The organism is Streptomyces sp. NBC_01808 (assembly GCF_035917395.1).
In the GTDB taxonomy this organism is placed as follows: Bacteria; Actinomycetota; Actinomycetes; order Streptomycetales; family Streptomycetaceae; genus Streptomyces.
Genome location: NZ_CP109072.1, coordinates 7,231,976 through 7,247,584 on the forward strand (window position 1 = coordinate 7,231,976; position 15,609 = coordinate 7,247,584).

Consider the following 15,609-nt stretch of genomic DNA (forward strand, 5'->3'; position numbering starts at 1 on the left):
GGATGAAAACTTTTCGAAACTTCTGATTTCGTTGCGCCTCGTGGGTGCAAGTTAGGTATCGGGTTTGTGGCTGTCAAGGCATGCGTAAGTCCGTTGTAGGGCAAGGTCTGTACGCGTACGCTCGGGTGGAGGTGACCTCGACGTATCCCGACCCGGGTCGAAAAAGTTTCGCGATCCGCGGAATGAATGCAGAGGAGTGCGCGATGCCCACGGCTGAATCACAACCGGTGACGGGCTGGGGCACGCACCGCTGGCGGGACCCGGCGCTGCCCGTGCCGGACCGGGTCGACGCCCTGCTGGCCGAGATGACGTTGGCGGAGAAGGTCGCGCAGCTCGGCAGCCGCTGGATCGGCAACGACACGGCGCGCGCGAGGGAAGGCGGCGACGAGCGGGCCGGGGGACAGCGCGTGGCGCCGATCCAGGAGGTGTTCGAGTCCGGGAGCATCCCCCTGGCCGAGGCAAGCCGGGACGGCCTCGGCCATCTCACCCGGGTGTACGGCAGCCGGCCGGTGACCGCGGTCGAGGGGGCCGCCGAGCTCGTCAGGTCGCAGCACACGGTCCTGCGGGGCTCCCGGTTGGGCATCCCCGCGCTGGTCCACGAGGAGTGCCTCACCGGGTTCACCACCTACGGCGCCACGGTCTATCCCGCGGCCCTCGCGTGGGCGGCGACGTTCGATCCGGATCTGGTGCGACGACTGGGTGCCGCGATCGGGCGGGACATGCGGGCGGTCGGCGTGCACCAGGGTCTCGCCCCGGTCCTCGACGTGGTCCGTGACTACCGGTGGGGCCGCGTCGAGGAGACCATGGGGGAAGATCCCTACCTGGTCTCGATGCTCGGCGCCGCCTACGTCGCCGGCCTGGAGGGCGCCGGCGTCATCGCCACCCTGAAGCACTTCGCCGGGTACTCCGCGTCCCGCGCCGCCCGCAACCACGGGCCGGCGCCCCTCGGCCGCCGCGAGCTGACGGACGTCATGCTGCCGCCGTTCGAGACGGCGATCGCGGTGGGCGGGGCCCGCTCCGTGATGAACGCCTACTCCGAGGTGGACGGGGTCCCGGCGGGCATCGACTCCTGGCTGCTGACCGATCTGCTGCGCGGCGACTGGGGTTTCACCGGCACCGTGGTCTCCGACTACGGGGCGGTCGCGTTTCTCGCCGGCATGCACGGGGTGGCCGCGGACACCGAGCAGGCGGGGGTACTGGCGCTCAGCGCCGGCATCGACGTGGAACTTCCCGACACCGTCGGCTTCGGCCGGCACCTCATGGAACGCATCGGCCGGGACGAACTGCCCGAGTCCCTGGTGGACCGGGCGGTCCGCCGTCTGCTCACCCAGAAGGTCCAGCTCGGGCTGCTCGATCCCGGCTGGACGCCCGAGGGCTCGGTCGCCGGGGCCGCCGAGGTCGATCTGGACTCACCGGAGAACCGGGAACTGGCCCGGGAACTGGCCGAGCGATCCGTCGTGCTGCTCGACGAAGGCAGCGCACTGCCGCTGCTCGGCGCCGGACGTACCGCGCCGGGCCGGCTCGCCGTGATCGGGCCGTGCGCCGACGACTCGCGTACCCTCATGGGCTGCTACGCCTTCCCCAACCACGTCCTGCCCCGTCATCCCGGCCTGGGCCTCGGCGTGGCGGCGCCGACGGTCCTCGACGCACTGCGCCGCGAACTTCCGGACACCGGGATCCGCCACGAGCCGGGGTGCGAGGTGTCGGGCGACGACCGCTCCGGCTTCGCCGCCGCGGTGACCGCGGCCCGCGAAGCGGATCTGTGCGTGGCGGTAGTGGGTGACCGCGCGGGCATGTTCGGCAACGGCACGTCCGGCGAGGGCTGCGACGCCGAGGATCTGCGGCTGCCAGGCGTGCAGGCCGACCTGCTCGCGGAGCTCTACGCCACCGGGACACCCGTGATCGTGGTGGTGGTCTCCGGCCGCCCGTACGCCCTGGGCGAGGTGCATCCCCACGCCGCCGGTCTGGTCCAGGCGTTCATGCCCGGCCAGGAAGGCGCGGCGGCGATCGCCGGTGTGCTGTCCGGCCGGGTCCAGCCCGCCGGCAGGCTGCCGGTGCAGATCCCCCGCCGGCCGGGCGGACAGCCCGGCACGTACTTGCAGCCACCGCTCGGCGGCAACACCCACGGCATCAGCAGCATCGACCCGACGCCGCTGTTCCCCTTCGGATACGGCAGGTCGTACACCACGTTCGAGGTCGAAGAACCGCGCGTGAGCGCGACCGAGATACCCACCGACGGTGAATTCGCCGTATCGGTGCGGGTACGCAACACCGGTGCCAGGACCGGCCACGAGGTCGTCCAGTTGTATCTGCGCGACCTCGTCGCCCAGGTGACCCGACCGGCCCGGCAGTTGACCGGCTTCGCCCCGGTCCGGCTGGAGCCGGGCGCGAGCGCGCGGGTCCGGTTCCACGTGCATGCCGACCGGACCGCGTTCGCCGGCCGGGACCTGCGGCGGATCGTCGAACCCGGGGAGGTCGAGGTGCTCCTCGGCACCTCCGCGGCGGATCTCCCCTGCCGGGTTACCGTACGGTTGACCGGCCCCACCCGTGTGGTCGGGCACGACCGGCGGCTCACGACTCCGGTGGACAGACAGCAGGGGGAAGAAGCCGATGCCGACGGACGCTAGGCGCACCACCTTGGCGACCATCGCCCGGGCGGCGGGGGTCTCGGTCGCGACCGTATCCAAAGTGGTCAACGATCGAAGCGACGTTGCGCCGCAGACGCGCGCCCGGGTGCTGGAACTGCTGCACCGGCACGACTACTTCGCACCCGTGTTCCGCCACACCGAGGGTCCGCAGAGTCCGACCATCGAAGTGCAGTTCGCGGGCGGCCTCAGGCCGTACGTGGCCGAGGCGGTGGAAGGCATCGCCGACGCGGCCGCCGAGCTGGGGGCCTCGGTGGTGATCGGCACGTCGTCCCATGCCCCGCACTGGGCCCGGGACCTGGTCACAGCCGGCCGCCGCGCCCTCATCGGGGTCACCAGCGTCTACACCGAAGCGCACCTGAAAGCCCTGGCCCGCGCCGGCCTCCCCGCGGTCGTGCTCGACCCGCTGCACCTGCCGCACAACCGGGTCAACAGCGTCGGAGCGACCAACTTCGCCGGCGGCCTGGCCGCGACTCAGCACCTGCTCTCCCTCGGCCACCGCCGCGTCGCGCACCTCGGCGGACCGGCCATGGCCGCCTGCAACCAGGCCCGCGCGCACGGCTACCGCGCCGCCATGGAGGCGGCGGGAGCACCCGTGCCCCCCGCCTACGTCCGGCCCGGAGAATTCACGTACCAGGCCGGCCTGGCCGGCGCCGCGGCACTGCTGGACCTGGAAGAGCAACCGACGGCGATATTCGCGGGAAACGACGAGATCGCCCTCGGCGTCATCGAGGCCGCCCGCACCCGCGGCCTGCGCATCCCCGAGGACCTCAGCGTGGTCGGCTTCGACGACACGCTCCTCGCCCGGACGGCGTCGCCGCCGCTGACGACCGTACGCCAGCCGCTACGGGAGATGGGCGGCGTCGCCCTGCGCACCGCCCTCCGCCTGGCCAACGGCGAGAAAGTGGATTCCCACCACATCGAACTCGCCACGGAACTGGTGGCACGCGCCTCGACGGCACCGCCAGGCCCGCGTGCCGCGGCCGACGGGTGATCCCGGGCCAGAACACGGAAGGAGGAACCCCAGCCGACGCGCGGCTGGGGCTCCTCGAAGTGGTGGGTCCCGGCCTGCCGGTGTCCGCGGCGCATCGTGATCACCGCGGACCAGGCGGGTCAGCGCTGCAGGGTGAGGACGCCCGGCCGCCAGGGAAGCTGGTCGTAGGGGCCGCCTGCGTTGGGGGACTTGCCCTGGTAGAGGAACTGCAGGTTGCAGGGGTCGATGGTCATGGTCTGGTCGGGGTTGTTGCGGACCAGGTCGCCGTGGCTGATGTCATTGGTCCAGGTGGCACCGCTGTTGGCCTTGCCCGCGAAGGGGTTGCTCTCGCTCGTGGCCTGCGGGGTCCACGAACCGCCGAGGCTGGATGAGGTGAACGAGCGGAAGTAGCGCCCGTTCGCACCGATCGCCTCCACGATCATGAGGTACTGGTTCTGGTCCTTGACCTTGTAGACCTGCACTCCCTCGAACAGGTTGTTCGTCGAGTCGCTCATGATCGTCGTGTACGACGAGCCGAAGTTGCCCGGGAAGTTCCCGATCGGCATGCTCGCGCGGTAGATCTTGCCGTTGTCACCGGCGAAGAACAGGTACATGTTCTGGCCGTCACCGATCAGGGTCTGGTCGATCGGGCCGGTGTTGGAGCCGGAGATGCTGCCGGTGAACAACGGCTGCGGCGCGGACCAGCCGTTGGGGTTGGTGGGGTCGCTCGACGTGCGGTAGATGAAGGGCCACGAACCCCACTGGTACGCCAGCACCCAGACGTTCTTGGGCGCGAAGTAGAACAGCGTGGGTGCCACCGCGGCCTGGTTCATTCCGTTCTGGCCGGCCGAGGGCATGTCCGACCAGTTCGTGAAGGGACTGAACGCCATCGAGCCGTACGACGACCCCTCCACCTTCGTCCCGTAGACCAGGTGCCTGCCGTTGTGCACCACGCTGGTGAAGTCCTTCAGCGAGACCCACCCGTTCGCCGGCTGCGCCAGCACACCCGTCGACGACCACCGGTACGTCGAAGGAAGCGCACACGCGTCGCCCGGTGTCCCGGACAGGCCGGTCCACTTCTGGTTGCTGCCGCCGTTGCACGTCCAGAGCACCACCGCCGTGCCGTTGGCCGTAGCGCCGCCGGTGACGTCGAGGCACAGCCCGGACTCCACGCCCACGATCGTGCCGTCGGAGTTCACCCGCCACTGCTGGTTGGCACCGCCGCTGCAGGACCAGATCTGTACCCGGGTACCGGGGGTGGTGGCATGGCCGGGAACGTCCAGGCACTTGTTTCCGTACACGGTCAACTGGTTGCTGTCCGTGTGCGTCCACTGCTGGTTGGTCCCGCCCGAGCAGTCCCAGATCTGCAGGTACGTACCGTCGGTCTGGCTGGCGTTCGACACGTCGAGACACTTGCTGGATGCGGCGCTGCGCAAGGCGCCGCTGCTTGCCGCCTGAGCCGGGCCGGCGCCGATCGCCGGCGCCAACGCGATCAGGACCGCAACCGCAGTGGCGAGCACCACCAACGGGTGTCTGCGGCTGGAACTTCGTCTGCGCATGGGAACCTCCTCATCTTTGAGCACGCGGTTCCGGTCGGCCCGGTCAGAGGCTGCCCGGACTGTCCATGTGGTGCAGTTCGTAGCGGCCCGTGCGAAATCCGAGCGAGACTGCGGTGCCCGGAGTCAGTCCTCGGTCTTCGACGGCCGTTGCGGTGTGGATGCACGTCCGGGTGACGTCGATCGGTTCGTGATATCGAACGAGGATCGAAGTATCGGGCAGTGTGGATGATAGGGAGCCGGCGAACGGGGTCAACCCTTCTCGCATGATTCGTTGTCGATATCGAAACATTCGCACTGCTCGTGGGTGAACTACCGCAGGCCAACCCGGCCTCATGGCTACCGGCCGGGTGGACGGCGCCGACGTGGGCACGGGATCCCGGCCCGGGCGCCCCCGGCGAATCCGGGGGGTCCGCCGGGCGTCACATGCCGGGTCCTGCGGTGCCCGCGGCCCAGCGGATGCCGCCGAGCAGATGGCGCCGGAAGTCCGCCTGGGCGTACGACTCGGCCGTGTGCCCGCCGCCCGTGTAGAACGAGCGACCCCCCGCGTACTCCTTGCACCACGCGATGGGGTGGTCGCGGTCCATGGTGCCGCCGCTGTAGCTGGACTCGTCGAGCGAAGCCAGCACGTGGGCGCCGGCGCGGGGGTTGGTGCGGTAGTTGTACCACTCGTCCGTGCGCTGCCAGGTCGCTCCGAGGTGGGCTGTCGCGTCGTGCGTCCGGTCCTCGACGACGACCGTGGCGTTCTGGATCTGCGGGTGGGAGTGGAAGTACGCGCCGACCAGTTCGCCGTACCAGGGCCAGTCGTACTCGGTGTCGGCGGCCGAGTGGACCCCGACGTACGCGCCACCGCCCGCGATGTACCCCTCGAACGCCGCCTGCTGGGCGGCGTCGAGCACGTCGCCGGTGGTGTTCAGGAACACGACCACCTTGTAGCGCGCGAGGCTGTCGCCGGTGAACGCGGTGGCGTCCTCGGTGGCGGTCACCTGGAAGTCGTTCTCCGCTCCCAGTTCCCGGAGCGCGGTGATCCCCTCGTCGATGGCGTCGTGCCGGAAGCCCGCCGTCCTGGAGAAGACGAGGACTTCGTACGGGTCGCCGGAAGCCGCGGACGGGCCCGGGGCCGGCAGCGGCAGTGCCGCGGCGCCCGGAGCCGTCACGACCGGTAGCGCCGCGACACCCAGGGCTCCTCCGAGGAGCGTCCGGCGGGTCGGGAGCTCGGACATGTGGATGTTCCCTTCCATGGTGGTCGTCTCGACGCCGATCCGGGCGGCGAAGTGCCCGGCCCGGCGCCGGCTGGTCCGGGTGCCGTGCAGGTCGTGCCTGGTCAGCCCGCCTGCGTTGGTGACTCTGCGGCCCCGGGGACGTTCTCGATGCGGTACAGGGCGCTGTTCTGGTCTCCGGCGTACCAGCCGGTGCCGTAGTCCAGGACGTACAGGGCGCCGTCGGGGCCGAAGGCCGCGTCCATGGGCTGGGTTCCGGACCACGGGATGCCGCCGATGGCGCCGCGGCTGCCGTCGGCGTTCACGGCGATGTTCTTGATCCAGCGGCGGCCCCACTCCATGGCGAAGAAGTCACCGTCGAACTCCTGCGGGAACTTGACCGCCGAGTCCAGGTCCGGTTCGTAGCGGTATACGGGGCCGGCCATGGGGGACTCCGTGCCGCTGCCGAACTCCGGCACGGAACCGCCGTCGTAGGGGATCCAGGCCGGCTGGGCCGGCGGAAGGGTGCTCAGGCCGGTGTTGTTCGGCGAGTTGTTGACAGGCGCGGAGCAGTTGAACGCCTGGCCGGAGGCGCCCGTGGCGAAGTCGTAGTCGACGTAGGGCCGGTTGTCGCCGACGCAGTACGGCCAGCCGTAGTTGCCCGCGCCGGGCACCCGGGCGAACTCCACCATGCCGCCCGGGCCCCGGCCCGGGGAGGCGGACCCGGCGTCCGGGCCGTAGTCGCCCACGTAGACGACACCCGTCTGTTTGTCGACGCTCATCCGGTACGGGTTGCGGAAGCCCATGGCGTAGATCTCGGGCCGCGTCCGGGGTGTTCCCGGTGCGAAGAGGTTGCCGTCCGGGATGTCGTACGAGCCGTCGTCGGCGACTTTGATCCGCAGGATCTTGCCGCGCAGGTCGTTGGTGTTCCCCGCCGACCGCTGTGCGTCGAATGCCGGATTGCGGTTGCCGCGTTCGTCGATCGGGGTGTAGCCGTCGGAGCCGAAGGGGTTGGTGTCGTCGCCGGTCGAGAGATAGAGGTTGCCCTCGGCGTCGAAGTCGATGTCGCCCCCGGTGTGGCAGCACTGGCCGCGGTTCGCCGGCACGTCGAGGATCGTCTTCTCGGTGGAGGTATCGAGGGTGCCGTCGTCCTTGAGCACGAACCGGGAGAGCCGGTTGACGCCGTCGAACGGTTCGAAGTCCGCGGCCGAACCTGTGCTCGGTGCGTCCCCCGGCGGCGTGTCGAGCGCGGGGGCGTAGTACAGGTAGACGAAGCGGTTGGCGGCGAAGCCGGGATCGATGCCGACCCCCTGCAAGCCGTCCTCGTCGTGGGTGTAGACGTTCAGCCTGCCCGCGACCTTGGTCGTGCCCTGCGGGTCGGTGACCCGCACGGTGCCGTCGCGCGAGGTGTGCAGCACCGAGCGGTCGGGCAGCACGGCCAGCGCCATCGGCTCACCCATCTCGGTCGCGCCTTTGGCGAGGGTCACCTGCTGGAACTGCGCCTGCCGGGTGTCGCCCGTCCCGGCAGGTTCGGCCGCGGCCGGCGACAGCATCGTGGCGGCGCCTGCGGTGACGAGCAGCGGGCAGACCGCCGCCGCGAGATACCTTCTGAAGTGGCTGGGCATGTGAACCCTCCGTAGGGCGGCCCGCGGCGCCGTTCCGTGCCGTCGTGGGCCTGGCCGAGGTGTGTGGGGGATCGTCTGGGAGCGGGCGAACCGGCGTTCTTCGTGCCGGGGCGGGCCGCCCCGCGACCTGCGCTCTGCAGGGCGGCCCGGCCCCGTGTGGACGGCGTACGCCGGACGTCAGGGAGCGCTGTTCAGGGCTTCCAGGACGGCGGTGTACGCCTGCTTCTTCTGGTAGTTGCCGTCGAACAGCAGCGGGGTGTCCTGGCCGCGCCACGAGTACTTGTCGGTGATGCCCCAGGTGGTGATGCCGGTGCAGCGGGACACCGCCACGCATGCCTCGGTGACGGTGCGGTAGGCGTTGGCCTGGGCGGTGCCGGAGCCGCCGATGTCCAGCTCGGTGATCTGCACGTCGACGCCGAGGTCGGCGAAGCGCTGCAGGTTCTGCCGGTAGCTGCCGAGGTTGGAGTTCGAGTCGAGGTGGGACTGGAAGCCGACGCAGTCGATGGGTACGCCGCGGGCGAGGAAGTCCTGGACCATGCGGTAGATGGCGTCGCTCTTGGCGTTGACGCCGTCGGTCCCGTAGTCGTTGTAGCAGAGCGTGGCGCCGGGGTCGGTGGCGTCGGCGGCGCGGAAGGCGTCTTCGATCCAGCCGTTGCCGATCTGCTGCTGGAGGTTGGACTGGCGGCGGCTGCCGTCCCATTCGAACGCCTCGTTGACCACGTCCCAGGAGTCGATCTTCCCGGCGTAGTGACCGGCGACCCCGTCGATGTGGTTGAGCATCGCCTGGCGCAGGTTGTTGCCGGTCAGACCGCTGACCCAGGAGGGCTGCTGGGCATGCCAGACCAGGGTGTGGCCGCGTACGGACATGCCGTTGCTCTGGGCGTGGGCGACGAGCTGGTCCCCGCCCTGGAAGGTGAACTGACCCTGCCTGGGCTCGGTGGCATCCCACTTCATGACGTTCTCGGCGACGATGCTGTTGAACTCACGGTTCAGCGTGGCGGCGTAGTTGGCTTCGCCGAGGAGGTTGGGCGCCACGGCGGCGCCGTAGTAGCGTCCGCTCTCGGCCGCCGAGGCGCCGAGCGTGTCGGCGGCGTGGGCGCTGCCGGGGAACGCCAGGAGGCCGGTCGCCGCCAGGCCGGCCGACGTGACGGCCGCGGCGGCCGACCAGGCGCGGCGGCGCGAAGGCCGTATGCGTGAGGTGTTGAGCATGACTGCTCCTTGATCTCCGGTGGAGGGTGACAGGCGCCGTCGGACGTCTGTCCGCGGTGATGGCGGTGCGGGCGGTGCGGATGAGGGCCGCGCACCGGGACGAGTGCTTCAGGCGAGGACGGATTCCCAACGGGTGCCGTTGGCGGAGGCGTCGGCCGGGAGGCGGTCCCGGGCGGCCTCGTCGCCGTACAGGCTCCAGCGGAACCAGTCCACGAGGGTGTTCTGGGTCTGGTCGAAGGTCGGGAAGCCCGGGTTGAGATACGCGGCGTGGTCCGCGCCGACGTGGGTGAGGAACGCCTTGGGGGCGGGCAGCTCCTGGTATGCCTGGCGGGCCAGGCCGTACTGGCAGGTGGGGTCCCGGTCGCCGTGGATGAACAGCACGTTGGCGTCCAGCCCCGCCGGGTCGCCCATGTCCACGCAGGCGACCGGGACGGCGGCTTTGATCCGGTCGTCCGGCCACTTGGTCAGCAGGCCGTGGACGGTCATGCCGCCCATCGAGTGGCCGGAGACGCCGACGCCGGCCGCGGTGTCGATGTGTCCGGCGAAGGGGCTGCCCGAGGCGTCGTTCAGCGCCAGGGTCCGGGTGATGACCTCGGAGACGTCCTTCGACCATTCGCCTCCGTACACGGAGCCGATGTTGGTGTTGTCGCTGATCGAGGGGGCGGGGCAGATGAAGCCGGCGGACGCTATCGCGTGCGTCTGCGAGGCGTAGGAGTCGGAGTTGCCGTACGCGCCGTGGTTCCAGTGGGCGACGGGGAACACGCCGTCGGCGAGCGGGGCGTCGGGCACGGGGTTGCCGCCGGGGGAGCCGGTGGCCGGGTAGAAGATCTTGGTGAACAGCCGGCGGTTGCCGCGGCTCCACTCGAACTGCCGGACTCCGAGGGCGAACTCCTGGGTCGGTGCCTGCCGGAGGAGGGCGGGACGGCGGGTCGGATGGCCGACGGCCGGTGTGGCGCCGACCGGGGAGGTGGCGCCCGTCGTTCCGGCTATACCCAGGCCCAGCAGGGCACTCAGAGCCGTGCGCCTTTTCATGGACATACGAAGACACTCCTGTGGGGGGGGAAGGGATCTGGGAGGCGGACGCCGGGGCGCGACGTGCCGGGGCGTCCCGGGGTGGTTCAGCAGGCGGCGTCGGTCTGGGCGGCCGGTGCCGGGCGCCAGGGGGGCAGCTCCTGCCGGACGGCCGCGGAGGCGCCCGTCGCCGAGGCGGACCGGCGCAGGGGGGACGACTCGGCGGGGACTGCGAACAAGGCCACTGCCGGAGCGCAGAGGACGGTGGCTGCGGCCCGTAGCGGATGCCGGCGTCGGCGGTGGTTCGACAGAGGCATGGGGGTTCTCCATCGCGGCTCAGCCGGGGGCCCGCCACGCAGGCGTCGTGTGTTCCTCGAACTGTCCGAGAGCCCGGACATGCGGGGAGAGCCTCACCGGAACGAAAGAACTGGCTGTGCGCGTGCTGTCGTGCGCGGCGGCCTGCGGGATCACGCAGGCCGAAGAGGCCCCGAGTGTTCGATATATCGAACTATGGTCGAACTCTCAGACAAGGATGGTGAGGGGGTGAAGGCGGTGCGTCAACCCCTTCGCTGAAATGATTCGGTTCCCCAGTCGAAATTTTCGAGCCGGGATCAGGTGCCGTGCTTGCGGACGGGTGCCGTCGCAGGGCGTCAACGGGTCGCGGGCTCCGGGTCGGTGCACCGGCGCGGCGATCGTGGCCGTATCAGGAACCTCGGCGCCAAGCCCGTCCTCGCCGCGCGCCAGTTGCACCCTCACACGCCGGCCTCCGGGTGCGACGCGTCCTGTGCGGCGGGCGTGAGATGTCTGCGGAGCCACGCCTCGGTGGTGCTGACGTGGATGAGCGCGGCGGCCTCGGCGAGCGCCGCGTCTCCGGCGGCGAGCGCGTCGTAGATCTCCTGGTGCTGGGCGAGTGTCCGGTCGGCTACGTCCCCGTCGACCATCCCGCGCCAGACCCGGGCCCGCACCGTCCGGCCGGAGATTCCCTCCAGCAGGCTCGCCAGCGTCTGGTTACCCGTGGCGGAGGCGACGGCCTGGTGGAAGGCCGCGTCGTGCTTGTTGAGCAGTTCGACGTCGTCCCTGGCCGCACGCATGGCGGCCAGATGTCCGGCCACCCCGGCGAGTTCGCCGGCCGAGATGCGGGTGGCGGCCAGACCGGTGGCGACCGGCTCGAAGAGCCGGCGCACCTCGGTGAGCTCCAGCAGGGTGTCGCCCTGGAGGAGTTCGACCGCGGAGCCCAGCCCTTCGAGCAGCACCCTCGGCTCCAGGGTCGTGACGTACGTGCCGTCGCCCCTGCGGATCTCCAGCACCCGTGCGACGACCAGCGCCTTGACCGCCTCGCGCATCAGCCCCCGGGACAGGCCCAGCTCCGCGGCCAGTTGCTGCTCCGGCGGCAGCTTCGCACCCGGCGGAAGCTCTCCCGAAGCGATCAGCTCCCGAATGCGCCTGATCGCCTTGTCGGTCAGTGACATCGCTCGGCCTCCAGCCTCGGCCTTCTGGGTAATGCGAAGCACGATACATCTGATGTCCAGGTAGTCGAGCCGTCGATGGAGCGTGGTCCCACGCGGTGAGATCCGGTGTATCAGGTGCGTAAAGAGAGGTGCTTCCCTTTTGCGTGGTCGAAGTCTGCGTGAGAGGGGTTGCGTGGGTGTCCTCGGACATTTAATGTCTGCCGCGTGTCACGCCCGATGAGGTCATCGGCGGACCGGAGGTGGCCGGTGGTGAGTGCCATCGGACAGGCCCGGCCCGACCGGATGCGGGCCCGGATTCACCGGATGCTGCGGGCGCGTGTCGCGTACGCGGCGTCGCAGGCCCGCTGAGGCTGCGTTGACCGTGCCTTTCGCCGTACTGAGCCGTGCCGGCCGGGGGCCGTCGGCGCGGCGTCACCGTCGCCCGCCAGGTCGCCCGGGCGACGAGGGAACCGCCGGGACTCTGCCAGGACTCAGTGGAGGATCAGGATGCGGAGACTGACGCGCAGGGAAATGATCAGGCTCGGCGCGGCCGGCACCGGAGCCGTCATGATGCCCGTCCCATGGACGGCTGCCGCCCGTGCCGGCTCGGCCGCACCCCCGGAGGTACGGGCGGTCGACGACCTGGCGCTGTGGTACGACGAACCGGCGGGCTCGGACTGGCTGCGTGCGCTGCCGGTCGGGGCCGGCCGCCTCGGCGCCATGGTCTTCGGGAACGTCGGCACCGAGCGGCTCCAGCTCAACGAGGACACCCTCTGGGCGGGTGGTCCCTACGACCCCGCCAACCCGGGCGGTGCCGACGCCCTGCCGCAGATCCGGCAACTGGTCTTCGACGGCCAGTGGGAACAGGCGCAGTCGCTGATCGACCGGACGATGCTCGGGCGGCCGGCCGGAGAACTGGCCTACCAGCCTGTCGGCGACCTCACCCTCACCCTGCCCGGCAGCGGTGCAACGTCCGGGTACCGACGGTGGCTCGACCTCACCACCGCGACCACCGCGGTGACCTACGTGGCGAACGGCGTGCGGTTCCACCGCGAGGTGATCGCCAGCGCACCGGACCAGGTTATTGTCATGCGCCTGACCGCCGATGCGCCCGGCTCGATCGCGTTCACGGCCACCTTCGCCAGCCCGCAGAGCGCCTCGGCATCCAGCCCCGACGGAACGACGATCGCGCTGGAAGGGATCTCGGGCAGCATGGAGGGCATCGCCGGCTCGGTGCGGTTCCTCGCGCTGGCCAGAGCCGTTGCCGAGGGCGGGACGGTATCCGGCTCGGGCGGCACGCTCCGGGTGGCCGGCGCCGACAGCGTCACGCTGCTGGTCTCCGTCGGCACCAGCTACGTCGACTACCAGAACGTGGGCGGCGACTACCGGGGCATCGCCCGCAAGCACCTCGACGCCGCACAGGGCAGCGCGTACGACGACCTCCGCAGCCGGCATGTGGCCGACTACCAGGAGCTGTTCGGCCGGACCACGATCGACCTCGGCCGTACCGGGGCGGCCGATCAGCCGACAGACGTCCGGATCGCCCAGCACGGCGGTGCCGACGACCCCCAGTTCTCCGCGCTGCTCTTCCAGTACGGCCGGTACCTGCTGATCTCCTCCTCGCGGCCCGGCACCCAGCCGGCCAACCTCCAGGGCATCTGGAACGAGCAGATGGCCCCGCCCTGGGACTCGAAGTACACCCTCAACGCCAACCTGCCGATGAACTACTGGCCGGCCGGCTCGACGCATCTCTCCGAGTGCTGCGAGCCGGTGTTCGACATGATCGACGACCTCACGGTGACCGGCGCCCGCACGGCACAGGCGCAGTACGGCGCCCGCGGCTGGGTCACGCACCACAACACCGACGCGTGGCGGGGGACATCCGTCGTGGACGGGGCGTTCTGGGGTATGTGGCAGACCGGCGGGGCGTGGCTTGCCACCATGATCTGGGACCATTATCAGTACACGGGCGATGTCGACTTCCTGCGTGCCCACTACCCCGCGGTGAAGGGTGCCGCGCAGTTCTTCCTCGACACGCTGGTGGCCGAACCGGACCTGGGATGGCTGGTCACCAACCCGTCCAACTCGCCGGAGCTCGCCCACCACCCGAACGCCTCCGTCTGCGCGGGCCCCACCATGGACATGCAGATCCTCCGTGACCTGTTCGACGGCTGCGCGCGGGCCGGCGAGATCCTGGGCGTGGATGCCGACTTCCGCGGGCAGGTCCTGGCGGCCCGGGAGCGGCTGGCCCCGATGAGGGTCGGCGCCCGCGGCAACATCCAGGAGTGGCTCTACGACTGGACGGAGACCGAGCGCTCCCACCGGCACATCTCGCACCTCTACGGTCTGCACCCCGGCAACCAGATCACCAAGCGCGGCACACCCGAGTTGTTCGAGGCCGCCCGCCGGACCCTGGAGCTGCGCGGCGACGACGGAACGGGCTGGTCACTGGCCTGGAAGATCAACTTCTGGGCGCGCATGGAAGAGGGCGGCCGGGCCCACGACCTGATCCGCGACCTCGTGACACCGGACAGGCTCGCGCCCAACATGTTCGACCTGCACCCGCCGTTCCAGATCGACGGCAACTTCGGCGCGACGTCCGGCATCGCCGAGATGCTGCTGCACAGCCACCACGGCGAACTGCACCTGCTGCCCGCACTGCCGCCGGCCTGGCCCAACGGGACGGTCGAGGGGCTGCGCGGACGCGGCGGTTACACGGTCGGCGCCGCGTGGACCGGCGGCCGGGCCACGCGGCTCTCCCTCACACCTGACCGCGAAGGAGCGGTGAAAGTGCGCAGCCAGATGTTCCGCGGCGGCTACGAGGTCCTCGATCTGACCGGTGGCGATCCGGTGCGGCCCGAGCAGACCGAGCCGGATCTGATCGAGTTCGCCGCTCGGCCGGGGCACACGTATCGTGCGAGCCCCCTGGGGGCGCGGCGTAGCGGAGAGGACGCGTGAACGCCCGCGCGCCCGCCCGCGGGCGTGGCCCACCGGATCGGCGCGGGCCTCTGGCCGGGGGCTCCCGCTAACGGTCCAGCCGCACGGGGTCGCCCGGTGCGCTGCGCCGGACGAGCCAGGCTTCGGTGATGTGCGTGAACATCGCCTCGGCCGCGCCGCCCGGATCGTGGGCGGCGATGCGTTCGTAGATGTTCCGGTGGCCGCGGTTGGACGCGACGCACATGGCACGCTCCGGATGCCCCATGTACCGCGCGGTGTTGACGACCTGACTCTCCAGGGCGCGCACCACTCCACGAGCGATGCGGTTCCCCGACGACTGCATGATCACGTCGTGGAAGGCACGGTCGTGCTCGGCGTACGTGACATGGTCGTCGACCAGCTCGTCCATCCGGTCCACCAGCGTGCGCAACCGGTCGACGACTTCGGGAGTGGCCAGCCTGGCGGCGACGTTGGCCATGTCGGACTCCAGCAGGCGCCGCGTGACGACGAGGTCGTCGAGGATCTCCAGGCTCTCGTCCTGGGCGATGCTCGCCGTCAGGACCTGCTCGTCGAGCATGTTCCACGCCGCCGGGGCGGTCACCATGGTTCCGGAACCCTGCCGGACCTGTACGAGCCCCTTCTCCTGCAGCACCTTCACGGCTTCCCGGACCACGGTCCGGCTCACGGCAAAGGTTTCGCAGAGAGCGGGCTCGGGGGGCAGCGGCGTCCCCGGCGGGTGCTCCCCGCGGACGATACGTCCGACCAGTTCGGCCGTGACCGCCCGGGCGAGGCTCGCCGGTCGTTGTGCCCAGGTGGGGGGCGGGGAAATGCTCCGGGCTGCTGGCTGGGGTGTCGTCATGGTTCCTCCGGCGGCCCCGCGACGACGCGGCGCCATGACTAGGCGGTCATCATACGTGACGAGGGATTGACGTAATACGTCATACGAGTTACGTTTCCGAGTCATCGGCGATGGCCCGCCGTCTTCCGGCAGCAACGGAGAGTGATC

At 70.5% G+C, this 15,609-nt stretch carries 9 protein-coding genes and 2 pseudogenes; 3 read left to right on the forward strand and 8 right to left on the reverse strand.

Annotated features, from left to right (window positions below; all coding sequences use genetic code 11):
- Positions 1-203 precede the first annotated feature (203 nt).
- A complete protein-coding gene (locus OG946_RS31925) occupies positions 204-2,627 on the forward strand; it encodes a glycoside hydrolase family 3 N-terminal domain-containing protein (RefSeq protein ID WP_442814545.1) in 2,424 nt (807 codons plus the stop codon).
- Complete coding sequence (locus tag OG946_RS31930; RefSeq protein WP_326799413.1) at positions 2,611-3,639, forward strand: LacI family DNA-binding transcriptional regulator; 1,029 nt, start codon at positions 2,611-2,613, stop codon at positions 3,637-3,639. Before OG946_RS31925 ends, OG946_RS31930 begins: the two co-directional genes overlap by 17 nt.
- Positions 3,640-3,758: 119 nt before the next feature.
- Here the strand turns inward: OG946_RS31930 and OG946_RS31935 are convergent, their stop codons facing one another.
- The 7 genes and pseudogenes from OG946_RS31935 to OG946_RS31965 all read right to left on the reverse strand — a co-directional run bounded on the left by OG946_RS31935 (position 3,759) and on the right by OG946_RS31965 (position 11,687).
- Positions 3,759-5,177, reverse strand: coding sequence for a non-reducing end alpha-L-arabinofuranosidase family hydrolase (locus tag OG946_RS31935; RefSeq protein WP_326799414.1), 1,419 nt, complete (start codon positions 5,175-5,177; stop codon positions 3,759-3,761).
- Between the two features lie 440 nt (positions 5,178-5,617).
- Positions 5,618-6,397 (reverse strand): annotated as a pseudogene (locus tag OG946_RS31940) (ThuA domain-containing protein); the annotation flags it as partial.
- Between the two features lie 130 nt (positions 6,398-6,527).
- Positions 6,528-7,998: pseudogene (locus tag OG946_RS31945) on the reverse strand (PQQ-dependent sugar dehydrogenase); the annotation flags it as partial.
- Positions 7,999-8,175: 177 nt separating this feature from the next.
- Entirely contained in the window at positions 8,176-9,207 is a 1,032-nt protein-coding gene (locus tag OG946_RS31950; protein ID WP_326799415.1) for an endo-1,4-beta-xylanase, read from the reverse strand.
- 108 nt (positions 9,208-9,315) lie between these two features.
- Positions 9,316-10,245, reverse strand: coding sequence for an alpha/beta hydrolase (locus OG946_RS31955; RefSeq protein WP_326799416.1), 930 nt, complete (start codon positions 10,243-10,245; stop codon positions 9,316-9,318).
- 80 nt (positions 10,246-10,325) lie between these two features.
- Entirely contained in the window at positions 10,326-10,463 is a 138-nt protein-coding gene (locus OG946_RS31960) for a hypothetical protein (protein WP_326799417.1), read from the reverse strand.
- A 507-nt stretch (positions 10,464-10,970) separates the two neighbouring features.
- A complete protein-coding gene (locus tag OG946_RS31965; RefSeq protein ID WP_326799418.1) occupies positions 10,971-11,687 on the reverse strand; it encodes a FadR/GntR family transcriptional regulator in 717 nt (238 codons plus the stop codon).
- A gap of 486 nt (positions 11,688-12,173) precedes the next feature.
- Here OG946_RS31965 and OG946_RS31970 point away from each other — a divergent pair, with 486 nt between their 5' ends.
- Positions 12,174-14,624, forward strand: a complete 2,451-nt coding sequence (locus tag OG946_RS31970; RefSeq protein WP_326799419.1) for a glycoside hydrolase family 95 protein — start codon at positions 12,174-12,176, stop codon at positions 14,622-14,624.
- 67 nt (positions 14,625-14,691) lie between these two features.
- Here OG946_RS31970 and OG946_RS31975 read toward each other — a convergent pair whose 3' ends face one another.
- Positions 14,692-15,567, reverse strand: a complete 876-nt coding sequence (locus tag OG946_RS31975; RefSeq protein ID WP_326800432.1) for a FadR/GntR family transcriptional regulator — start codon at positions 15,565-15,567, stop codon at positions 14,692-14,694.
- Positions 15,568-15,609: the final 42 nt, after the last annotated feature.

Bases quoted from the DNA above. Each gene is read 5' to 3' on its own strand.
- OG946_RS31925 (WP_442814545.1), top strand. From the start codon at position 204: ATGCCCACGGCTGAATCACAACCGGTGACGGGCTGGGGCACGCACCGC.
- OG946_RS31930 (WP_326799413.1), top strand. From the start codon at position 2,611: ATGCCGACGGACGCTAGGCGCACCACCTTGGCGACCATCGCCCGGGCG.
- OG946_RS31935 (WP_326799414.1), bottom strand. From the start codon at position 5,177: ATGCGCAGACGAAGTTCCAGCCGCAGACACCCGTTGGTGGTGCTCGCC.
- OG946_RS31950 (WP_326799415.1), bottom strand. From the start codon at position 9,207: ATGCTCAACACCTCACGCATACGGCCTTCGCGCCGCCGCGCCTGGTCG.
- OG946_RS31955 (WP_326799416.1), bottom strand. From the start codon at position 10,245: ATGTCCATGAAAAGGCGCACGGCTCTGAGTGCCCTGCTGGGCCTGGGT.
- OG946_RS31965 (WP_326799418.1), bottom strand. From the start codon at position 11,687: ATGTCACTGACCGACAAGGCGATCAGGCGCATTCGGGAGCTGATCGCT.
- OG946_RS31970 (WP_326799419.1), top strand. From the start codon at position 12,174: ATGCGGAGACTGACGCGCAGGGAAATGATCAGGCTCGGCGCGGCCGGC.
- OG946_RS31975 (WP_326800432.1), bottom strand. From the start codon at position 15,567: ATGACTCGGAAACGTAACTCGTATGACGTATTACGTCAATCCCTCGTC.